This window comes from Microvirga aerilata (assembly GCF_016743775.1).
GTDB classification, from domain to species: domain Bacteria; phylum Pseudomonadota; class Alphaproteobacteria; order Rhizobiales; family Beijerinckiaceae; genus Microvirga; species Microvirga aerilata.
Genome location: NZ_JAEQMY010000012.1, coordinates 58,995 through 79,560, shown reverse-complemented (window position 1 = coordinate 79,560; position 20,566 = coordinate 58,995). Strand labels below are relative to the sequence as shown.

The following is a 20,566-nucleotide window of genomic DNA, read 5'->3' as shown; positions in this document are numbered from 1 at the left end:
AAGCGCCAGCCTCTTGGTGACGATCGGCGGGAGACCGGTCAAGGAAGTGCGTCCCATTTTGTCGTAGAAGTGCCGTACAGATCCCGCTGGCGCCAATGAGATATCCTACGTGGCCCATCCTGGATGATTGACGGTGATGAACACGAAAATCCTTCCTGCCGATGTCCGCCTGGAAGCCCATGGAATCGTGGAGCGTCTCACCGCGCCCATGCTGATTGCCCAACAGCACGCCGTGACGATCTTCGCGGTGACCTTCGCTTACGTCTCGTATGTGCCTTGGAAGGTGCCTGAGGCCACATTCTTCTCGAGCCGGAATTGTTCATGAAAAACACCAGTGAATTGAACCGAGCCGCCGGGGCCCTGCTTGGGCTCGCGTCCGGTGATGCCGTCGGGACGACCGTCGAATTCCTGCCCCGGGGCGGCTTCCCGCCTGTTATCGACATGATCGGCGGCGGCCCTTTTCGGCTCGAGCCAGGACATTGGACCGACGATACCTCGATGGCCCTGTGTCTGGCAGAAAGCCTGCTGATTGATCCCGACCTCTCGCCCGACGACCTGATGCATCGCTTCGATCAATGGGTCGAGACGGGCTACAACTCCTCGACCGACCGATGCTTTGATATCGGCAACACCACGCTGGCAGCCCTCGGCCGCTTCAAACGGACGGGCAATCCGTTCGCGGGCGATACGAATCCGAAGGCGGCAGGCAACGGGTCGATCATGCGCTTGGCGCCGGTGCCTATTCGCTGGTGGCGCGATCCTGCGAAAGCGGACGTGATTGCCCGACAGCAGAGCCTGACCACCCATGCCGCACCCGAGGCTGTCGACGCCTGCGCTCTTCTGACCCGGATCATCTCCTTCGCCATTCGTGGGGCCGAGCGGGATATCGTCTTCAGCCCCCCAGTTGATCCCACCTGGCAACCGGCCATCCAGGCAATCGCCGCGGGAAGCTGGCGCTCGAAACATGAGGCGGACATCAGCTCGACCGGCTATGTGGTTCATACGCTCGAAGCGGCGCTTTGGGCGGTCGCGACCACGACCTCCTTCAAGGATGCGGTCCTCCGCGCTGTCAACCTGGGCCATGATGCCGACACGGTTGGGGCTGTCGCCGGCCAAATCGCGGGTGCTGTCTATGGCCTCGACGCGATTCCGCAGCATTGGGTTGCGCAGCTGTATAGGGGCGAAGATTTGCTTGACCTCGCCACACAGCTGTTTGACGCCGGGGTAAGCGGCACGGGATCGGCTCGTCAGCGACAATAAACAACTACGTCAGAATGGCCCATCGATGAGCGTCACCCCACTAATGCGAGGACGGATCCCACCGTCGGACGCGAACGGCTGGGATGTCGCCGTCACCGTGATCGGCGGCGCGCTGCCCTCCTGGACTCGACCGGATCCGACGCCCACAGAGCAGCCTCATTTCGAGATCGTCATTGTCGACGATGCGGACCCGCAACCCAACACGCTTGCCCGGCTTCATGAAATCTTGCCTCGGATCCGGCTCGCCGTCGTAAGCGATCACGCCGCCAGCAGCGTCGTGCCGAACTGCAGCCTCAGGGTATCGGCCGCTCCTGAGCATTTGAGCCTCGTTGCTGAGGCCTTCGTGCGTCTCTCAACGGGAATGCTCTTCGTGGGCGTTGACATGATCGAGCTGATGATGGTCTCAAACGCCATACGTCGCGCGGAGGCTCCCGATGCGAGCGGCCGGCGCACACTCGAGAAGCACGTGGGTTATGGGCGTTCTATTATCATCGACAAGGTTGCGATTGACCCGCTACCCCAAACGATCCGGGACCATGATCACAGGTTGCGTGATGCCGGCTATGCAGGGGGCGCGGTGATCCTGCAGCTCGTTGGGGAACCCGATTCTTCAAGCTTCACGATGTTTGATCTCGATCGGTTTTTCACCGTCTGCCGCGAGGCATGCTCGGGGCGGGATCTCGTGATGACCGCGGCTCCCGCATCCTCCAGCGCGACCCTCATGATCGGGTTTGCATGAGTGCTCCGTTGCCGAGCCGTCCTTCAGGCCCGGTCACCTTCGGAGCCGACCCACCCATACGATAAGGTTATGCCATGCCCAGCGGTACGATAACGCGCTCCCAGATGAGGCAAAGCTGCTTTCGACAGCTCGTTGATACGGTGCAGGAGGCTGGGAGGCGTGAGGTATCGGGGCTCGAGATGCTCGCCGATCTTCTAGAAAGTCTCAGCATCTCCATTCGGACCCACGTTAGACAGGATGAACCTGATACGTGGCTGATCTACGCTCTAGCCGAAATCACCCACGATCTGCCAAAAGCAATTCCGGGTCTCGCAGATGCAACATCGTGCCAGGAGTATGTGGAGATCTTTCTGAAGGATTTTGCGTATTGGGAAGGATGGCTGGAGCGCGAGCACCCATAGCACGCAGGAATAACTCAGCTGAGGGCAGTTGATCCTTGGCGTGCCCTCAGGGCCTCATCCATCAGCGATAGAGCAGGGAGGTCGGGATCGGCCGTCTTCGCACGAAACCGGTGACCAATCCCGGGCGGTAGGCCTCGGGGAGTAACGCGACGGCCCGTCCGTCGAGGTCATAACGGATCGCCCGATCAGGGGTCAGGTTCACGATAAAGCCGATTGGCGCACCAAAGAACGGAATGTTGGACCTGCCCAAGGCTGCTCGCCGATGGGCTAGCTCGAGAATGGCTTGGCGGATGAACGTTGCCCTGGGGCGGGATGCGTCCAGGTCGATCCATATAAAGCGGTTGCCGCCAGCAAACGCACAGATCGAGATCGGGCTTGGGATCCTGCGCTCGGTGAGAATGATCGCGTGGGGCTTAAACGCTGCCCGCCATGCTGCAAGTTCCTCGGCGACGGCTTGCTCGTGTTGTTGTCGCAGGTGCTCAAAGGTAGCTTCCATCGCCTGCTTGACCGTTAATGGGTCCACATCCAACGCCGCGGGAAGGCGTGCCATCAGATGCGTCGGCCCGGCTCCTGTTTCGCACAGCAGTTCGGTGCGTCGCAGTGCCTTCGCTACGTTGGCATACCCGAGGCGGCGCGCGAGTTCACCGCGGGTGATTCCGAGATCCCGCACGCGGGTATCGATGAGTCGCTTTAGTGGCGTCATGGCTGCTCCGCGATAGGTCTATTTCATCAAATGGCATGGTGGACGTGCCGTATCGGCTGCTCGTGATCCCCAGGACAGGTTTTAGCTGCCGTGGCAGGAGAGCGGCGCTCCAGCCAAGCTATGGACTTGGCCTTCCATCAGCCCATCCCAGTCCAAGCCACAGGCGGGCAGGGGATCTCCCGCCGGATCGCTGGCAGCCACGCCCACGCTGAACGGCCCCGCATCGTCTCGCATATTGTCCAATTCCCACATTGCAGAGTCGAAGATATTGAGCAACGCGGCGACCTTGTTGTAGCGGCTCGATTGATCGAGGCACGCGGGCAACAGGATCCCTGCGTCGACGAGCTTACGGCGGATTGCGCGCGCCGTTTCGTGGCTGAGACCCACAAACGGGCGACCGTGCACGCTGTGGAGGAGCCACTGGCCTCGCGAGAGGCGTCGGAGCTCGATGATTGCCGGGGCCGGGCAATACTCGAGAAAGTAGGATCGGCCGACCGCGACAGAGGGGATCTCGTCCTTCAGGCCTTTGTAGAAGCGATTGGACGCCTCAAACATCGCTTGTGGCGAGCGAAGGCCCACCCAGTTCTGATCGTCCTGCACGGGAGGGGTGATGGCAAAAACACCTTTCATCATCCAGCGCCGGGCCCAATCATCGAAGTCTAACCTTGGACGAAGCTTTGCGATCGAGTTCAGAAGCTCCTCGTCCGTCACCGCTGGCACCATGGCGCGGATCAGGGAGATAACAGACTGTAGTTCCTCGACCTCTTCGGGCGTCTCAAGCCGCCGGACAACTTGCGCATGAAGGAACGACACGGGAAGAGCGCGGAGGACGCTCGCCGTCATGGGCGTGATCGTCTCAAGCTGACGCAGAACCTCAGCACGCGGCTCATGCTCAGGCATTGACAGCAGATCGACGAGCCCTCGGTAGGCAAAAGGGTGCAGCAGAGTGTTCCCAAGGCGGTCCAGGATACCCATAAGGCCCTTGGCGCCCGGGTGCAGGGCAGCCACGAGTGCGGCGTTCGATTGCCTCATCAGCGCGCGAGTCATCGTTCCTTGCGCATCCTGTTCTGCCAGGTCAGACGGATGGACCAGGCCAGCGTCGTGGAACCGCGCAACAGTAACTTCGGGCCCATTGAAGGAGGCATAGGACAGGGTCAGGACAATGGTTTGACGCCGGAGCGGGCTTGCCCCAATGGCGTAGCGTAAGAAACCAGGATGCTTCTCATCATAGGGAAGGAGGGCCTTCAGGGCCCATCCCTGGATCGGGCGCGGGTGGAAAGCATGACCGGATGTGGATGGTCCCAAGGGCAGCTCCGTTCGGGTGTTGGGCAAGAGCAGGACAGCGCCGGGATGGGCGCCGGCTCCTGTTGTCACTTGGGTTTATGTGTTCGCTGCGACAAAGTCGGTCGTAGGACACGTGCTGGAACGAAAGCGGGAGTCGCATCCGCATTGCAGCCGCGCTAAACGAAATGCGAGAGCCACACGCTACTATGGTATTGGACGTGCCGGCTGGAGAGAGGGATGTTCGACTTCGTCAGTGACTTGCACTTTGACAATGGAATGAGCGGCGGTCCCCTTGGATGGTTGGGCACAATCGACGTGTGTCCCTACAAGAATCCAGGGTCGTCGACGCTGCTGGTTGCAGGCGACACCAGCGAAACCGTCGACGATACAATCGACTTCCTCAATGCGGCCGCCGCTCACTATGAGCGCGTCGTCGCTGTTCTGGGCAATCACGAGAAAGGCTGCTCTCAGGTTCAAGCGCGCGAGAACGTTCATATCCTCGACCTCTGTGGTCACGAGTATCGAAGTGGCGCCATTGCCTATTTGGGCGGGTGCATGGAGAACGAGCGGGAGGTTGAGCAGGTGGCAGCAAGGCTCGACGCGGTACAGAAGGATAGCGCCGTCGGGCGCATCATCGTGCTCTCACATTTCGTCCCGACACCGCGGCTTTGTAATGTGCTTGGACGGGAGTTTCCTGAGAAGTGCAACCGCTTCCTAGATTTGGTCAGTCCACCCGTGAAGGCGACCGCTATCGTCTTTGGTCATGTGCATCTACCCTATGCAGGCGATCTGGATGGCTTTCAGTTGTTCTCGGAACCGCGGGGATACCGGGGCAAACGGCGTGATGGCTCGGCTTGGGGTCGCCGCTTCGGGGCATTCCCTTGAGGATCAGGGTGGCGCAGTGATCGTTGGCCTCGACCTAAGCCCGCTCGGACGAACGTTCCGTGCGGTGCCGCACAAGGGCCCGTTGAAGCTCAGCCACCATGAGATCCTGAAGGCGCGAGGGGGCCTGGATTGTGACGCTGTCGCCCCACGAAAAAAGGTGACGAACGAGCTCGAGAAGGCCGCCGGCCGTGAAGCGGATCACGATTGAGCCGTCCTCCTCAGCTTTGATCGTTTGCGACGGGTGAAACAGGAACCGTCGTGCATCGGCCGCTGCCGCTGGGTCGAACCGCAGAATGATTTCCTCCGGCGGCTCCTGGAATGCGCCGAAGGAGCGACTGGCAAATTCCGTCAGGTCGAAACCCTCGGGTGCTCCCTCAGTCGCGTCGCCGACCTCAACATCGCTGATGCGATCGAGCCGCCACAGCACTGGATCGGGTTTGTCGACCTCAGGTCCGACCAAATAGTATGCCTTTCCGAACAGAATCCCGTACGGGACGACACGTCGTAAGCGACCGGGAGCGTCAGGACGCGCGGCATAGCGGAAGTGACAGATGCGGAGGGATTTCACGGCGGCGCGCAGCTGAGACAGCGTTTGGGCGTCGGCTAACGGGCGCGGTCCGGCTGGAACGACGATCTCCTCGGCGTGGGTTAGGGCCTCGAGATCAGGTTCGATCCGCCGGCGTACGGGGCCCCGAAGGGCCGAACGAATTTTATCCGAGAGCGAACGGAGCAAGGCGGCACGTGGGGCGCCGCCGCTCTTGTCGAGGCTGCGGATCGCGGATTCGAGTTCGGCCAGCTCATCGGCTGTCGGAACATGCATGAAGCCGTGCAAGCCGCCTTGGATGCGGAAGCGCACCATGCGGCCGTCGCTCAGTTCTTCCAATTGTGGAAACAGCACCCGAAGGGCATCCCGCATACGCTCGACGGTTCGTCGGGTCACGCCAACACTGACTGCCATTTCGTCGAGCGTCATGCCTTCTGCACTGCTTGCTAACCGATAGGCTAGCTGCAGCAAGGTGACGGCCTTTTCATGCCTCATGGAATGTTCTGCGTCCGAATCTGTCGTGAGTGGACTGTAGATGATGTTTCACCCCGAAGGAAAGATCTCAGTGAGATCAAAGCTCTCGATTATGGGTTCTCAGAAAACCTGGCGATGCGTCAGGCGAAGAAACGCTACATCCAACGGAAGGCACGCATGAGCCGCACAGCCATCAAAGATCGCAACTTTCGCACGCTCGGCTACATCGAGACGATGCCGGACGGGCGTCAAAAGGCGCTGAACGCCAATTTTCGGACGCTGGGCTACTACGATCCCCGTCGGGATGTCACCACGGATGCAAACTTTCGCACGATTGCTCAAGGCAATGTGCTGTCTGCCCTGATCTATGATGAGGATTGAAGGGGCCAAGCGATCGACCGCTTCAGGTCGGGACCAGTTCCAAAGGCCCAGAGCCTCTCAAGTGCTTGGTGGAGTGTTACCGGCTGGGGACTTGGAGGCCCGCCTTATTCGAAGGAACGGCATCTCACATTTGGCGCCTTCCGCACCTTCAGCTTTGAGGCCAAGCTACGTCCAAAATTGTCGCAGTGATCGATGATACGAGTTCTCGCAAAGGCTGAACGACTGAGATCGTTCTATCTGCCACTCGATTCTAGTAAGTATGGAGTTGCTATTGGATAAACTACTGACCCAGAAACCTCGCACGCCTCGCCCCATTGAAGGATGGGCGCTTGATGCTCTGATCGAATTGGACGAACACTGCCCGGGCCTGTTGCGGTCCGCTCTGTCGGCCAGTCCATTTCGGCGTCAGGCGATCTTTCTCACCCTGTCGTCCGTGTTCTTCGAGGACGCCGATGCTGTTGCTGCGCGGTTCCGCAGTGGCATGCCTGAGCCCCACACGTTCGATGGAAGCGCGTCGGCCGTGATCGGACGGATGCTTGTGATGGGGCGGGTTCGTGACATCGTCTCGGCTCTCCATGGGCCGGTGCAAGGCTTGCTCGGTGCGCTGAACCGGCTCGGGGGCGATCCCCTTCCTCAGACCGCGTATCGTAGCCTCGTCCATCTCCTGACGGCTCCTGAACACAAGACACGAGCGAAAGCGTTGCAGCAGCTCGACAAAATCGATCTGTCGACGTTGTCTGCGCTGCGGTGGCTCCATCCATCCTTTGTTCATACCGACTTCGTGCGTCGGTTCCGGTCCGTCGAAAAGGTGGAACAGTTCAACGCCGCTATCGAGTTGATCCATGAGGTTGCGCCCCACGTCACGGACGAGGAGCTGGCTGAGTCGATCAAGGCCCTTGGACCGTCTTCTGATCTTGGTTCCTGGGTGAAACGCTGGCTGGCCAAGGGTGTTTTCCCGGTTGCGCAAGAGATTGCAGACGATGCCGAGTGGACTGGCTTGCGGTCAGCCGAAGCCATGCATGATGCCGCGGTCCGGTTCTCGAACTGCCTCCGAACGAAGGTCCCCCTGGTTGCGCTCGGACGGTCGTTCTACCTTGAATATCGTCCCGCGCCGGTCGTCATTGAGCTCGCCGGTCTTTCGCAAGGAAAATGGCTGGCCGAGGGACTGTACGGCCCCAAGAACGGGCCGGTCGATCCGGATGCCGTCCGTGCAATCCGGCAGAAGCTCGAACAAGCCGGCATTCTTATCCCCGCTCACCTGGGGGTCGCGAGCCGCTTCAACAAGGCTGCTAAGCTGATGCACATCAGCAGCTTCAGCTCGTTGAATGTTGAGGGCTTTGAAATGGAACCTGATGACGTTCTCGATGCTCCGCCGGATATCTTGGAACTCGCGGAACTCCTCGGCGGGATTGAGCCTCTCTCCGCTCTCCCCTGATGGCAAACGGCCGGTGGCTTGTGGCCCGGCGATCGTCATCGGACTGGCGAGACACGACGAGCCCACGGCAGTCCTGAGCCCAAAAGCTCTACCGCAAGGGAGACGGTGCCGCCGCTCCCTGTCAATCGAACCCGTAAGGAGATCATCGTGAATATCTTTGTACTGACCGGCGCTGGCGTGTCAGCCGAAAGTGGCCTTGGAACGTTTCGTGATAAGACCGGACTTTGGACGCGCTTCGACCCTATGAAGCTAGCAACCCCGGGGGCATTCGCGCTCAATCCCGATGAGGTGCATACGTTCTACAACTTGCGCCGCCGCAACTTGTTAGAAGCCTCGCCGAATCCTGCCCACGTTGCACTTGCAAGGCTGGAAGCCGAGCTGGGCAAGCGCAAGAGCCGACTGTTCTTGGTTACGCAAAACATCGATGACCTTCATGAGAGAGCCGGGTCGCAGTGCGTGACGCACATGCACGGCGAGCTTCTCAAAGCACGGTGCACCGCCTGCGATGCGGTGGGTTCCTACATTGACGATTTGGGTGTTGATGACCGCTGTCCGCATTGTGGTCAGCCTGGCTCGCTCCGGCCTCATGTCGTCTGGTTCGGAGAGTATCCTTTGCACATGGCAACCATCGACGAGGCTCTGCAGAACACTGATCTGTTTGTCTCAATCGGAACGTCCGGATCCGTGTATCCGGCAGCAGGCTTTGTCAAACAAGCCAAAGACCAGGGTATCCGGACCTGCGAGATTAATCTCGAGCCCTCCGACAATGCTGCACTGTTTGATGAAGCGTACTATGGGCCAGCCAGCCAAGCTGTGGCGGATTGGGTCGAAAAGATCATCGAAGTGGTGACACCAGCTCGATGAAAGGAGTCCCTGGTGTGCCGGAATGAACCCCGTCGGTTCACATCGAATCCCGCGGTGAAGATGCTGCACATCTTCAACAATGGAGAAGCATCATGATGGCGTTTGGTTTCTTCGTACAAGGCAAGGATGGGACGGCCCAAAGCATCCCGTTTGCATTTGAACTCGAGGACGCAATCCTTATTCTCAAAGGGATTTGTGGTAAGGACTACATCCCGAGGATCTTGCCGGAAGTTAAGATGGTCGAGAGCGGGGAGTTCTCGTCCGTTTCGATCCAATTCGATCGAGAAAAGCTCCTCGCCGCCGCAATCTCTCGCGCCACAGAGTCGATCAACCAATTCTACATCACGCCGCTGCGCAAGCAGAGAACCCGTACGCCTCCTGCTTTCCGAAACAGTTATCAGCTGAATGCCGTCGAGCGAGCCATCCACCTGGCCAGGAATGCTGCCTCTGTTCGGCTAGAGGTCACCTCAATGACGCATGATCAACCGTAACGGAGGCGGACAAGTTTCAAGGGTAAAAGTCAAAATCCGCGATGATCTTGTGCTGGCTCTCGACCGAGTCGCCGAGCGCGCTGGGCAAAGCCGCGAAGCTTTGATTGAACAGGTGTTGGTTTCTTTTCTCGCGGAGCAACAGAGGGTGCAAGCAATTGTCGATTCATGGACCGGTGACGATGCTGGAGATTTATAGAACGGCTCCGGGACACGTCGAAGCGTGGGTAAGGATCCACTCGCGTGTACGCGGTTCTGCATCGCTATTTCGGCCATACTGGCGACATCTCTCACCAACCGCAGCGTTACGACATGGCGCAGCCAATGGCGCTCACGGCGTACATACGTAGCTAGTCACGACCCGATGAACCTCAGGAGATTTCGGTGCCTGTCAAAATTCACACAATCGATGAGATCATGGCGCGTCGGAAGCGTGATACCTTTTTTATCCAGTTTAGAGGGCCTCGTTCGTCAAGGACGATGGCACGCCGGGAACACCTTGCATGGTTTGATCGTACGGCGCTGCGCTACGAGATGGCGGCCCCCCGTGGCTGGCTTGAGGGTGATCCCGGTCTCTTTGTGGTATACTTTGATGATACCGATGATCCGCGTCTCGGACAGTACTCCACTCTGTTTGAAGACCCCGATGGGCGAAGCCGGTCACCTGACGACTATCAGATGGTGCTGCTGCCGTTCGAGTCCTGGCTCAATGATCCTGCCCGATCAGCGGCGAGAGTCTGATCCCGGTAGGGCTGCTTGCTTTTGATCAGTCGGGAAGTCGTTCGGAGGGCATATCGCTTGGATTATGCAAGGAACCGCCGGCAGGCAGGGTTATCGGCCCGAACAAGCATGTCAAGGGCGACGGTCGCGCGCGTGGCGGCCGAGAAAATGGCTCTCAGGCTCGCCTCCAGTCTGCTCTCGTCGGGATCGACGTCCGTGAGAATGACCGCCGGTGATTGTTGCCCCTTGAAGCGCTGCGCGGAATCGAAGCGGATTTGCCCGGTCTCGAAGATCTGATTGCCGAGTGGATCGTATGAGCCGGTGAAACGGCTCAAGGTGTAGTTCTCGACGCCTTGAAGGTTCAGGGTCGCAGAGTTCAGACCGCGCAGGGACAAGACGGTGATATCGCTATGAGCAAATCCCTTTTTCATCAGTTCCGTGATGAGGTGGGAGACAAGTGCCGGCTGCTCCTGAGCGTCGGAGTAGGGCGTGACGCCGACCCTAAGCCCAGGAAGGTCGCAGGCGATCTCGAACTCGAACGGAAGGGTTTTTTGGAGAAACCTCGCAATGTTCACCGGAGACCGATAATTGACCCGGGTACGATAGCCAATGAACCCTTCCTGCAGGAGAACCGGCTCACTGCTTCGAAGGTTTTGATCGGGATCCTCGAGCCACAAGATATCGGCTTGCTCTTTCGCGAAGAGCCGCAGCGTGTCGAACCAAGGGGCTTCGAAATCTTGCCCCTCATCGACGATCAAGGTGTCGAACAGCCACTCGCCCGCAATGTTTTCCTCCAAAATGCGGTCCTGCAGCTGCTGCCAGAACAGCGGTTCAGTCTTCAACTTGGAGAAATTGATGACTTGGCCTCGGGCACGAAGGAAATCGGCCACGAGCCCATGCCACGTTGTGACCCTGCCGCCTGGGCCGAGCTTGCCTTTGAGCCGTTCGGCGAGGGGGCGGCTGAAGCACACAAGCAGCGGCCGCTTGCCCGCCGCCACCGCATCGTCAAAGAAGCGGGCTGCGACGGCGGTTTTGCCACAGCCGGGGGTGCCGCGGAGGCGCAGGCGCAAGGGGCTCATCTCAAGGCAGCTCACCATATCGGCGAGTCCGCCGCTGTACCGGGCCAAAGCCCGCTCGCTGGCCGCCGTGTACGCATGAACGTCGAGCGTGAGCTTAAAGCTCTGTTCGAAAAAGCGCCTGACGCGATCGCCGAAAGCGCTCGGTTGCCCGGGTTTCAGCAACGACGCGACGACCTCTGGCAGCTTGGCAGCCCGGGAAGCGTCGACGACGCGGCTTACGTCGAGACCTGCGGCATTGATGTCCTTCAGGCGGTGGTCGGGGCAATAGAGAAGGTAGTCGAGCGGGATGGCAAGATCGGAGTTCTGGAACCGGAACTTGTCGCGGATCCCGTCGAGGGTGCGATGGATTTGCTGAACGACGTTTTTGTCTTGTCCCTTATAGCGCTTCGTCAGCCCCTCCGATGTCTCGGTCAGGAAACCCGCCTTTTGCTCGATAACAAGCGCCTGGCCCGATCGGTTCACAATGATGAAGTCGGCCTCTCCGAAAACCGGGACGTTCCGGTAATCGCGCGACCAGTGAACATTGTGGAACACCGTATAGTCGGCAGGAAGAGACCGACGAAGGAGCTCCAAGGTCTCGAGCTCAGCTGTCTTTCCGCCCGTTAAGGCGAGGGGGGTTAGGTCGGACGGAGCGAGATAGGCCATGAAGCGGGTGAGGAGCGAGGGCGGTGCCGAAACGGCGCGAGTACAAGGTGCGCCGAAGGAGCACCCTCTGTAACGTTGTTGGCGTTTCAAATTGCTTAACAGGCGCACGGCGGATGTCGTGCAATGCATATCATGTGAGGAGGAGCTCCGTGCCCAGACAGATTATCGTTCATGTTCCGCATGCATCTGACGTCATTCCGCCCTGTGACAGTTACCTGATCGACACGCGCTTGGAGCGGAACATCGTCACAGACTGGTACACGAATGATCTGATTGTTGGGGACCAAAGTGTCACGTTCCCCTTCAGTCGGGTCTACTGTGACGTGGAGAGGTTCGAGAATGACCCTCTCGAGGCCGTCGGTCAGGGCATTTACTATACAAAAACCCTAGGTGGCGAGCCATTGCGAGAGCGGATGGATGACACGCTGCGCCAGGTTATGGCGCTTTATCGAAGCCATCATCAGTCTCTCGCATCGGCCATACAGCGAGCACTAGCGGTGTCGCCAGTGTGCCTGGTCGATGCCCACAGTTACTCGGATCATCAGGCCAGCTTCACGGGTCGCTTAGACGGCCCGGACATTTGCATAGGGACAGACCAGGAGCATTCACCCGGCCATTTGGTCGATGAACTCAAGGCGCTGTTTGTCAAGGCCGGCTATAGCGTCTGTCTTGACTCCCCATATGCAGGCACGATGATCCCTCAGGGCTTGCGCGGTCACCGAGACTTTTCGGCACTCATGTTGGAGCTTAACAAGCGCCTATACCTGCTCGACGAAGACCCACTTGCAATCCCACGACCCTCACTGGGATACGATAGACTGAGGCTAGTTCTCAAGGAAGCGATGGAGATAATCAGGAGGAGGTGAAAGATAGTTGCGAGCCCGATTCCACGCAACTGCTGTGCGCTTTAGCCCAAGGGTGGAGGGCCAAGCCGTGGGCACAATCTGCACCTCAGTTCTTGGGAGACCATAGATTCTCGGCTCTGCAGCCCAACAACTCACGATCGTAAGGCTGCAACACAAGATCGAAGTGCTGGCTGCAGCGAGCATTGCCCATTAATTGGCTCAGCCGGTTTCCGATCGAGCACAAGTGCTCCGAAATTATGCTCTAGGAGATAGTCTGTATGAGAGTACCGAATGGCGTCCGGAGCTAGCGCAGGCACAACGATGAAGGCGCTGTCGCACCGGCGGCCATGCCAGCGGAGAGAGTCCCTGTAGATGTGAATGTCTGCTAGAGCATCATGAATTGACTGACGGCTAGCACGATACTTTGCGTCAATGATCGTCCAGGCCACCAACGTTTGCTTGTCCCACACTGACAACGTGAAATCTGGTCTTCGTTTCCCACTCAAGCTCCGACGGCCCAGCTCTGTCTTACTCTCAGCGTAAGCACCAAACTCAGGCTGATAAGTTAGCTCGACGCGGGTACGATCGCTCTTGCTGTGCGCGATCCACTGGCGAGTGGAAGACCCATCGTGGGAAAGGAGCGCACCGGGTGTAAAGGGCCGCTCATCGATTTGCCACTGGGCGCCTAAAGTTTGGGTCAGTGCGCGCTGCAATCTCGAAAGAACCAGTAACTCAAACAGGTCAAACGTTGGTCGCAATGCACCCATCAAGCCTTCGGAAGGCACATCTCTATCCGCTAAGTCTAAGCCGGGTTCGAGCAGGCGGCGGACCATCGTCTGAATTCGTCCATATAACGGGTGTCCCCCAATAGCCTGGAGCGTCGTCTCGGTAAGTGGTAATGGTTCCAAATCTTTAAACAGGCTGCCCCGCAGAGTCGTTTGTATCTCCGCAACTGCGCGTGTCACCACAGAACCAAGATAAGCTGCGCGGGCCCTCGTCTCATTATCTGCTAAATGTCCTTCGCCACTCCCACGGGCAACACTTTCAAATGCTCGTGCTGTAAGACGTAGCGAGCGCTGTAATCGGCCAAGTAGGGACTTGATGTAGCGCGTTGCCGGATGGTTCGAAGTAACGAATACTGTACTCTGATCGACAACCAGGCGCGGATCAGGCAAGTCGGAGTTATCGGAGATCGATTTTAATGCAATTTGCGACTGACCTCGACTCAACATCCACTTCAATGTGCGATGGTCGGGCCTTCGGTTTCTAGAGAGCGGCAATACCTCCCGCCGGCGCTCTTGAAGTAGCAGCGGATCCGCCCGCAGCTGTCGAATCGCATCAAGAACAGCTGGAAGATCGGCTTCAATGATCGTTGGGTGAACGATTGGTGGCGAGTCTGAGCCGCGGGTTGCAGCGACGGCACCGGGAGAAAGACCCCACAGCAGATCTTTGTTGGTCTCTGCTAGCTCGTGCAGCATTTCGCGGAATCGAGCTGCGCCAAACTTCTCCTCATGAGGCGCAACATCGAGGGTCAGGCGATGTTCTTCACCACTCTCCTCAGACACGGAGAAGACGCTGCAGCCGGCCCAGACAAAGATCTCGATCTCCCACTGTTGAATATAGCCGCCCTCGACAGTATCTCGCTGCCTGTGGTCAATGACTACGCCTGATAGTCTGGCTGTCGCTCGACTACGAGTCTCCGCAACAATCAGCAGTCGCCAGCCCTCTTCAACCCGAACCTTCCTATCGACGATCGGAATGATTGATACTTCCGGACCAGGAGTGAGCCTTCGAACTAATAGCTGCATCAAAGCTCACGCCCAGAAGCGTGCCGCGCCGGTAGCCTCGAGCGCCTGTGACATTGCCTTCACCTTTCGGAGGCTGACCGGGAGGTTTTCTCGTTCACAGATGCCAGCAACACTGGCCAATGCAGCGCCCAGCTGTCCAGTATCGTCACCTCTTACCTTGGTCAGAATTTTTGCGAAGATGGCGTGGTCTAGTGCAGCGTTGAGCGCTGTGTCTGGAGCATCGTCGGGCACAATCTGGCAGAAGGCAAGCACCTCGTTTAATGCACGGTAGCCGAAGTGCCGGCGCGCTTCGTACAATGCATCATAAAGGGGTTTGACGACTGAGAAGACGCGCTCAAGTACAGCAGGATTCCCTTGCTTGAGTCGTTCATTCTTCCAACGCTCAAGATCGACGTCCCAGAACTCGAAAACGAAGGCTCGGTCAAGCACCTTGTCCGAGAAGGCGTGCGTGCTTTCGTCCATGTTCACTGTGCCGATGATGAAGAGGTTCTTTGGCCACTCAATACTGGCCGGCACATTGTCGATCACTTCACCTTCGGCGTGAATCTCAAGTCGGGCTCCTTCCATGGCTGAAAGGAGGGGAGCGAAGTAATGCTCGACTCGGGCGAGATTCATCTCGTCGAGACAGAGGAAGTAGGGTTCGTGTGGGTGTTTGGCCGCTCTCAGAAGAAATCGCAACGCATTGGTCGCCTGAAATCCCGGCGGGTTACCAATTGGGTTGAAGAAGCCGAGAAGCCCCCCAGGGTCGATCCAGTCAGGACGAACGGCGAGTTCTAGGCGATGCTCGTCAACGTGCAGATTGAGCGCCTCGCAGTAAGCTTGTGCATAGCCCCTTGCGAGGGCACTTTTACCAGTTCCCGACAAGCCCGCTAAAAGAACGAACCGCTTACCTGGCAGAGCATGAAGGGCATGGTGGACGAGACTTAATGTCTCTTCTAGGCCAACGAGATCAAGTGTCTTGAAACGCTCTCGGACGTCGGTGAGATCAGCAGGGCGCAGGGGCGCTTTGTCAGTGACCATGTCGTTCGCGGCTGCCGTGCCGAGCCCGTCGAGCGCAATATTGGATATGGCTGTAGCTTCGGCATCCGAGCGTTCGATCTTCCATGCGCTCATGTCGGTGGGAACGATTGCCGCCCATTCCTCTCCCGCTTCCGTGAGGCTGAGTTCCTTGCGTCCACCACTCCCAGGCTTGGAAATGATGAGCTTCAACGCGAGAAGCCATTGGAACAGGGCGGTGGGAGCAAAGGTCGTTGTCCAGTTCGGGTAGTACGACTGTAGCCGCTCGGCAAGTTCTCCCTGCACTAAGGTGCCTTTGGCGTTTCGGAGCTCATTCAAGATATGAGCAACACCAAACACTCTGGCGATAATCACCGGTGTAATTACATCACCTGGTGGCTCGCCGTCGAGGAGTGCGAGGCCGCGTTCCGTTGGGTAGTACGCTCCGTCTCGAAGTTCGATGAGGCCTAGTCGCGGGATCGTGGCGAATGCGCTCTGTGCAGAGTTCCTGTTAAGGAACGGGGCGTCCGACAAAATTTGCCGAATAAGATCATCCCGTGTAGCGCCATGTTCGCTTGCGCGAAGTGCGCCGAGGATCAGCGATATGTTGTCGCGGATGTACGACAGGCCCTTGCTCTGGACCTCAACGGGGAGGATCCGGACCGGCAATTGGGTGCTGTTCGCCTTGGCCTCGCGGACGTCACTTTCTGTGGGATTGCCCGTTGGCGAAATGTCGATCGCACCGTCGTCAGTCGGGCGGACCTTCACTAACATATACCAGGCGAACTGACTCCGCTCGATGTCATCACTCAGGTCCGTCTCAGGGCCCAGTTCGGAGCGCAACTTTTCCCGGAACAGCACCTGCTGCCCGATGAGATCCCAACCAGATTTCGGAATCCGAAATGCTCGCCGGACCCAGCCTGTCATGTAGTGGGCAAGCAAGCATACAGTGTCGCGAGGAAACATTGCGCAGAACAGGCGTGCGAGCCTGGCCGATGGACGACGTGCATTGTAGCGCGGCGTTACTGCCTTAAGGACCTCCTCAAACGCATCCTGAAGGAATTTTGCTCGGGCTAATGGCTCATCTGGCCGCGTCCAATTTCGCAACTGCCATAAGCGCTCTGCCAATTGGTTGTCGGCATACGCCCCGTCTACCGTCACCGAGTTTCCGGGCCCCAACTTGGCGACCGAGTCATCTTCCCAAAGCCATCTTTGGAACTCTGGCTGAAGCCATGTCTGATGATCTGCCGACTGAACTCGCTCAACCACGTTCTTGTAGGACTCAGCCCAACCGACGTATCCAGCGTCCCGATTCGGCAAGTAGTCTACCCGGTATGCCTGTGTGAGTGTCGTCACCAGTGCCCCCTCCCAATTTGCCTTCCCTTCTGCACCGGCAGGCGACCGGGAGCAAGCGACTCTCGACGCCTTTCTATTTCAAGTGATTGAGGTGTCCGGTCACACGTCTGTTCTTCCTGTGAATTCCCAGAAAGCTCTATGTTCCGTGCAGTCTTCGTTGATCCGGCTTATCAAACCGGGACCATCGATGATGCGTTTGAGCCGTTAAGACGTGCCCTGGCGCAGCTTGAGGCGAGCGCTCCGTTGTTCGAAAGATTGGTAAAAGATACCAAGAAGCAATTTACTTAGAGGGTGTGCCCAATTTGCCAGCGGGTTTCAAAACGACCTCTGATTGATGTCTCTTCAGTGAATGAGGTCATTTCGGAATGTAGTGATCTCCTTTATCTATACTCACGCTCAAATTCCCAAAAATGTCGCCAAGCGACACTAGCGGCGCGTCCGAGGTGCCCAATATCCGCTAAACTGGGATAGATAACGGCTATTCCTTCAGAATTGGCGCCAGCTCGCCGATATAAACTTCAACCGCGCCGGCCCATGAAATAAGTGGCAGTCGCAATAAAAATCGCTCAACACGTGTTCCCACGACGCTTTGCTCAGCGCCCCGTCGTCAAGGTCAACGGAGTTTTGTGGCAGGCCGCTGTTGTCGTGCGCCGATGTCTTGACAAGGCAAGGTACAGTCTCCCGCGCCTGGTATCGCCGCCGAACCCACCTGGGCACTGTCGTGGGCGGATCCCGCGATCTCACCATATCGAGTAATGAACTGCAATACGCCTGGAGGAACTTAGCGCTTCATAAAGCAGTTCTGGGGCGGCGCTATAGCATAAGACCGTTCAGGAAGACGCAAGTTGGCGCGCGACTGGAGGCATTGATCATCGCGCGAAGCAAACGGGTCCAAGATCCAGGCCGTACCCAAGGTCCAGGTGGTGGACGGTAATCCGCTCCCCCGACGGCTGATCATCCACCGGTCTATCGGCAGCGGAACTTTTACGGGCGACGCTTGTTGAGAGTGTTGCGTGGCTGGTGATGTTCGGCCTGCTGCGCAACACTCATTGCTGGGCCCTCGCCGACATTCAGGGCCGTCCACCAGATTCCTATTCGGATTTTTCCATTGGCGATCGTGCCGGAAGACCGGAAGGAGTCCTCCTATGTCCAAAAAAGCAGATCGGCATGGCCTTGGTGCTTCAAACGGGCATCGAGGCGCTTCATTGTCGAGCCCTTGGTTCTTACGACCACGACGACGGGGTTATGGCCATCTTTGGGCTCTTATCGGACGGCTGAGCCCATGTGCCGGCACCGACCGGCTCGACCGCACTCTGAAGAACCCCATTGGGCGCTTCTTGCCCGCTTCAAGCAGCATCAGCAGCCATATCCAATTGTGTAAAGTGATGCTGTCAGAGCCAGCTGCATTCTCGCGCTGCTCTGTCAACATGCAAATGGAGCGGCGATCGGACACCGTGCACCGGCGGGCCGCAATGCACTCGTGGTGCAAGCACCTATACCGCCGCCCGCATAGTATCCAGGCGGAGTGCGCCAGCAGCAAAAGCTGCCTTCGCGCAAGCGTCACAAGAACTGAACGGAACTGAATTCCGCTTCGTCGCGCGAATGCGTACCGATGCTGTTCATCCAGTGAGGAGACAACAATGCAGATCATAACGACACGACGCGAACTGCTGGGCTGGCTTTCGAAGCACCTGCTTGAAGTCGAGCCACTGCGCCCAATGGATGGGATAATCCTGCAATCCTATCAACATATTATCAAAATCTTTCAGGAGGATGGAGAGCTGGATGTTGACCGAACGAGGTGGAGCGAGCAAATCGACCAGCATTTTCTGGCGCTTCTGGACACCACCTCGACAATTATGCTCCCAGAAGCGGTTCTCGGGTTCATGTCGGACATCTTTGGTCGTGCGATCAACGGCGCTGTTCCCATCGAGGAGACCATCGAGTTGCTCATCCAGATGCTGGATTTTAAAGACAAGTACGTTCAATTCGAACGCGGAGGAAAAACCCGATACGTTGTCAGCACAGGTCAATGCGTTCGGCGGTTGAAGACCACATTCCGCGTCACACTGCGCCATGTGAACTATGCGTATGGGGGTGGCCGCGACAGCGATGACCGACTTCGCTATGGAGCCCTGTGGTGGAGGGAAGGCCAGTAGTCGCGAAAACGCTGGAAGGAGCTCCGAAGTGGCTCGGCTGGTTTGACCAGCCCTTCCGGACAGCCAAGTGGAGCGCCAACTGAGTCAGGCTGCCGCGAGGTGCAGCGGGTGGGTGAAGTCGGTCTGAACGGGTGTCCTTCAGACGCCGTGGGAAGGCCGCCACCGCTTGGCTGCTGGTCGTCAATCTTCAGCTCAGACGCTCTTGTTGGTTGCACGTGGCAGGCGCATAGGCGAGCATCCGAGTTGACGCCGGACAAGGTCAAATTCACCTTTTGGATGGAGCGCCCGAGATGGACACGCGAAAGCAACGCCATGAGCCCGTTCAAGGTAGACCTTTGGGCTATGCTCTGAACGAGTGCAGCCGAGTGCCAGGCCCGGCTGTACCAGAGATGCCTCTCAGCGCGCCTCAGGAGATAGCCTCGGCCTGATCCGCCGAGGCCGCCACCGCTGATGCCCATTCGCGCAGGGTCGGTTCGTTGGCAAACATCCAGGCCCTCAGCTTCGATGCTGCGCGGATCCCGCTGGCGACCGCGTCGAGCTGGGTGTTCACGGGGCGCTTGTTGTCCAAGCGAGGCGTGTCATGGACGAGCCCGAGACTGCGGCCCGCCCTTCGGAGATAGAGGCCTGTATGGCCCAGGGCCTCGCGGGCGCGGCGCTGCAGAAGGGGCTCGTACGCCGCCCAGCCGTCAAACATGATCTTGACGCTGGCGGATGGAGCCGAGGCGTCCCAGCATTGATGCGAGAACCGCAGCGTGGGCAGGAAGTCATAGCCGGGCAGAGTTTTCTTGGTGACGAAGTAGACCGTGCGGGATGCCTCTGGCCGCTCTCCGCCCGTGTTGGGATTCGGCTTCACAATCAGCTCAGGCGCCAGCTCTCGCACAAGCTGCCAGTAGCCTTCATGAAAATCCTGCACCTCCGGCACCGGGTCCGGTTCATAGGGCATGGCGAAGCGGCGAATGGCGGCCTGCATCAGCAAGGCATCCTCGCCGTCAGTCCAGTCGCAGACATTCTCGTAGCTGATGTGCGCTTTGAACGGGCCGACGTGGCGCGAGCGCTTCAGGTAGTCCGCAGGCGCGCAGATTACCGGCACGGCGGGGCGTCCGCTGCGGGACATTGCTGCCGCCGAGGATTCGTAGCGCTCGGGCTGACCCGGCGTGAAGCTGCTGTCGAGCTTGTTCTCGATCAGAATGCGCCCGGTCTCGCCGGAGCGTTCGGTGAACAGCCGAAGCAGAACGTCAATGGTGCCGCTGGTGCCTTCGTGCCGAACCTGGGCGTCGATGCCGACGCGCTCGCAGGCCAGAGCGATCCCGGCTTGCCTGCTGACGGCGTCGATCAGGTTCGCTGCGAAGCCGGCATCAGTGCGCAGCCGCCGGATCAGCAGGGCGTCAACGTCCCGCTCCAGGACGGCTGGTCGCCCCTGGGTCTCATCGCGTGTCTCTCGCATTGTTTGCTCGCTCCGTACTGCACGACCTGCTGCTGCATATTGGTCAAGGGACTCTT

General features: G+C 58.5%; 21 protein-coding genes. 14 read left to right on the top strand and 7 right to left on the bottom strand.

The annotated features are described in order from the left end of the window. Nucleotides 1-136: 136 nt before the first annotated feature. The 4 genes from JKG68_RS10815 to JKG68_RS10800 all read left to right on the top strand — a co-directional run bounded on the left by JKG68_RS10815 (nt 137) and on the right by JKG68_RS10800 (nt 2,400). Entirely contained in the window at nt 137-325 is a 189-nt protein-coding gene (locus tag JKG68_RS10815; RefSeq protein ID WP_202059157.1) for a hypothetical protein, read from the top strand. Next, nucleotides 322-1,260 (top strand): ADP-ribosylglycohydrolase family protein, encoded by a 939-nt coding sequence (locus tag JKG68_RS10810; RefSeq protein WP_202059155.1) that lies wholly within the window; start codon nt 322-324, stop codon nt 1,258-1,260. The genes JKG68_RS10815 and JKG68_RS10810 overlap by 4 nt, the downstream gene beginning before the upstream one ends. A 25-nt stretch (nt 1,261-1,285) precedes the next feature. Then, nucleotides 1,286-1,999: a hypothetical protein gene (locus JKG68_RS10805; RefSeq protein ID WP_202059153.1), complete on the top strand. Its 714-nt coding sequence runs from the start codon at nt 1,286-1,288 to the stop codon at nt 1,997-1,999. Nucleotides 2,000-2,178: 179 nt separating this feature from the next. Next, entirely contained in the window at nt 2,179-2,400 is a 222-nt protein-coding gene (locus tag JKG68_RS10800; RefSeq protein ID WP_202059151.1) for a hypothetical protein, read from the top strand. A 61-nt stretch (nt 2,401-2,461) separates the two neighbouring features. On the opposite strand, the gene JKG68_RS10795 is transcribed toward JKG68_RS10800, so the two are convergent. Beyond that, complete coding sequence (locus tag JKG68_RS10795) at nt 2,462-3,103, bottom strand: hypothetical protein (RefSeq protein ID WP_202059149.1); 642 nt, start codon at nt 3,101-3,103, stop codon at nt 2,462-2,464. Between the two features lie 81 nt (nt 3,104-3,184). After that, on the bottom strand, nt 3,185-4,408 hold the full coding sequence (locus JKG68_RS10790; RefSeq protein WP_202059147.1) for a hypothetical protein: 1,224 nt from the start codon (nt 4,406-4,408) through the stop codon (nt 3,185-3,187). A gap of 216 nt (nt 4,409-4,624) precedes the next feature. Between JKG68_RS10790 and JKG68_RS10785 the strand changes: the two genes are divergently transcribed. Further along, nucleotides 4,625-5,272, top strand: a complete 648-nt coding sequence (locus tag JKG68_RS10785; RefSeq protein WP_202059144.1) for a metallophosphoesterase — start codon at nt 4,625-4,627, stop codon at nt 5,270-5,272. Nucleotides 5,273-5,306: 34 nt separating this feature from the next. Here JKG68_RS10785 and JKG68_RS10780 read toward each other — a convergent pair whose 3' ends face one another. Beyond that, entirely contained in the window at nt 5,307-6,245 is a 939-nt protein-coding gene (locus tag JKG68_RS10780) for a helix-turn-helix transcriptional regulator (RefSeq protein WP_202059142.1), read from the bottom strand. A 222-nt stretch (nt 6,246-6,467) separates the two neighbouring features. Here JKG68_RS10780 and JKG68_RS10775 point away from each other — a divergent pair, with 222 nt between their 5' ends. The 6 genes from JKG68_RS10775 to JKG68_RS10750 all read left to right on the top strand — a co-directional run bounded on the left by JKG68_RS10775 (nt 6,468) and on the right by JKG68_RS10750 (nt 10,199). After that, nucleotides 6,468-6,671 carry a hypothetical protein gene (locus JKG68_RS10775; RefSeq protein ID WP_202059140.1) on the top strand — a complete coding sequence of 68 codons (204 nt, stop codon included), beginning with the start codon at nt 6,468-6,470 and terminating at the stop codon, nt 6,669-6,671. Nucleotides 6,672-7,104: 433 nt separating this feature from the next. Then, complete coding sequence (locus JKG68_RS10770; protein WP_202059138.1) at nt 7,105-8,106, top strand: hypothetical protein; 1,002 nt, start codon at nt 7,105-7,107, stop codon at nt 8,104-8,106. A gap of 147 nt (nt 8,107-8,253) precedes the next feature. Beyond that, nucleotides 8,254-8,970 carry an NAD-dependent deacylase gene (locus JKG68_RS10765; RefSeq protein ID WP_202059136.1) on the top strand — a complete coding sequence of 239 codons (717 nt, stop codon included), beginning with the start codon at nt 8,254-8,256 and terminating at the stop codon, nt 8,968-8,970. Between the two features lie 92 nt (nt 8,971-9,062). Further along, nucleotides 9,063-9,461 (top strand): hypothetical protein, encoded by a 399-nt coding sequence (locus JKG68_RS10760; RefSeq protein ID WP_202059134.1) that lies wholly within the window; start codon nt 9,063-9,065, stop codon nt 9,459-9,461. Beyond that, nucleotides 9,448-9,657: a ribbon-helix-helix domain-containing protein gene (locus JKG68_RS10755; protein WP_202059133.1), complete on the top strand. Its 210-nt coding sequence runs from the start codon at nt 9,448-9,450 to the stop codon at nt 9,655-9,657. Before JKG68_RS10760 ends, JKG68_RS10755 begins: the two co-directional genes overlap by 14 nt. Before the next feature lie 185 nt (nt 9,658-9,842). Next, a complete protein-coding gene (locus JKG68_RS10750) occupies nt 9,843-10,199 on the top strand; it encodes a hypothetical protein (RefSeq protein ID WP_202059131.1) in 357 nt (118 codons plus the stop codon). A 62-nt stretch (nt 10,200-10,261) separates the two neighbouring features. On the opposite strand, the gene JKG68_RS10745 is transcribed toward JKG68_RS10750, so the two are convergent. Next, complete coding sequence (locus JKG68_RS10745) at nt 10,262-11,902, bottom strand: NERD domain-containing protein (RefSeq protein ID WP_281399106.1); 1,641 nt, start codon at nt 11,900-11,902, stop codon at nt 10,262-10,264. A gap of 149 nt (nt 11,903-12,051) precedes the next feature. On the opposite strand from JKG68_RS10745, the gene JKG68_RS10740 reads away from it, so the two are divergent. Beyond that, nucleotides 12,052-12,768: an N-formylglutamate amidohydrolase gene (locus JKG68_RS10740; protein ID WP_202059127.1), complete on the top strand. Its 717-nt coding sequence runs from the start codon at nt 12,052-12,054 to the stop codon at nt 12,766-12,768. Between the two features lie 131 nt (nt 12,769-12,899). Here JKG68_RS10740 and JKG68_RS10735 read toward each other — a convergent pair whose 3' ends face one another. Both JKG68_RS10735 and JKG68_RS10730 read right to left on the bottom strand, forming a co-directional pair. Further along, nucleotides 12,900-14,555, bottom strand: coding sequence for a nuclease domain-containing protein (locus tag JKG68_RS10735; protein ID WP_202059125.1), 1,656 nt, complete (start codon nt 14,553-14,555; stop codon nt 12,900-12,902). Between the two features lie 6 nt (nt 14,556-14,561). Next, nucleotides 14,562-16,907 (bottom strand): McrB family protein, encoded by a 2,346-nt coding sequence (locus tag JKG68_RS10730; RefSeq protein ID WP_202059123.1) that lies wholly within the window; start codon nt 16,905-16,907, stop codon nt 14,562-14,564. A 1,020-nt stretch (nt 16,908-17,927) separates the two neighbouring features. On the opposite strand from JKG68_RS10730, the gene JKG68_RS10725 reads away from it, so the two are divergent. Together JKG68_RS10725 and JKG68_RS10720 are read left to right on the top strand one after the other, a co-directional pair. Continuing rightward, nucleotides 17,928-18,185, top strand: a complete 258-nt coding sequence (locus tag JKG68_RS10725) for a hypothetical protein (RefSeq protein WP_202059121.1) — start codon at nt 17,928-17,930, stop codon at nt 18,183-18,185. 362 nt (nt 18,186-18,547) lie between these two features. Beyond that, a complete protein-coding gene (locus JKG68_RS10720) occupies nt 18,548-19,066 on the top strand; it encodes a hypothetical protein (RefSeq protein ID WP_202059120.1) in 519 nt (172 codons plus the stop codon). 406 nt (nt 19,067-19,472) lie between these two features. On the opposite strand, the gene JKG68_RS10715 is transcribed toward JKG68_RS10720, so the two are convergent. Further along, nucleotides 19,473-20,510, bottom strand: coding sequence for a hypothetical protein (locus tag JKG68_RS10715; protein WP_202059119.1), 1,038 nt, complete (start codon nt 20,508-20,510; stop codon nt 19,473-19,475). Between the last annotated feature and the right edge of the window lie 56 nt (nt 20,511-20,566).

Bases quoted from the DNA above. Each gene is read 5' to 3' on its own strand.
- JKG68_RS10810 (WP_202059155.1), top strand. From the start codon at position 322: ATGAAAAACACCAGTGAATTGAACCGAGCCGCCGGGGCCCTGCTTGGG.
- JKG68_RS10715 (WP_202059119.1), bottom strand. From the start codon at position 20,510: ATGCGAGAGACACGCGATGAGACCCAGGGGCGACCAGCCGTCCTGGAG.
- JKG68_RS10800 (WP_202059151.1), top strand. From the start codon at position 2,179: ATGCTCGCCGATCTTCTAGAAAGTCTCAGCATCTCCATTCGGACCCAC.
- JKG68_RS10805 (WP_202059153.1), top strand. From the start codon at position 1,286: ATGAGCGTCACCCCACTAATGCGAGGACGGATCCCACCGTCGGACGCG.
- JKG68_RS10815 (WP_202059157.1), top strand. From the start codon at position 137: ATGAACACGAAAATCCTTCCTGCCGATGTCCGCCTGGAAGCCCATGGA.
- JKG68_RS10720 (WP_202059120.1), top strand. From the start codon at position 18,548: ATGCAGATCATAACGACACGACGCGAACTGCTGGGCTGGCTTTCGAAG.
- JKG68_RS10775 (WP_202059140.1), top strand. From the start codon at position 6,468: ATGAGCCGCACAGCCATCAAAGATCGCAACTTTCGCACGCTCGGCTAC.
- JKG68_RS10745 (WP_281399106.1), bottom strand. From the start codon at position 11,902: ATGGCCTATCTCGCTCCGTCCGACCTAACCCCCCTCGCCTTAACGGGC.
- JKG68_RS10780 (WP_202059142.1), bottom strand. From the start codon at position 6,245: ATGACGCTCGACGAAATGGCAGTCAGTGTTGGCGTGACCCGACGAACC.
- JKG68_RS10760 (WP_202059134.1), top strand. From the start codon at position 9,063: ATGATGGCGTTTGGTTTCTTCGTACAAGGCAAGGATGGGACGGCCCAA.
- JKG68_RS10755 (WP_202059133.1), top strand. From the start codon at position 9,448: ATGATCAACCGTAACGGAGGCGGACAAGTTTCAAGGGTAAAAGTCAAA.
- JKG68_RS10795 (WP_202059149.1), bottom strand. From the start codon at position 3,103: ATGACGCCACTAAAGCGACTCATCGATACCCGCGTGCGGGATCTCGGA.
- JKG68_RS10735 (WP_202059125.1), bottom strand. From the start codon at position 14,555: ATGCAGCTATTAGTTCGAAGGCTCACTCCTGGTCCGGAAGTATCAATC.
- JKG68_RS10785 (WP_202059144.1), top strand. From the start codon at position 4,625: ATGTTCGACTTCGTCAGTGACTTGCACTTTGACAATGGAATGAGCGGC.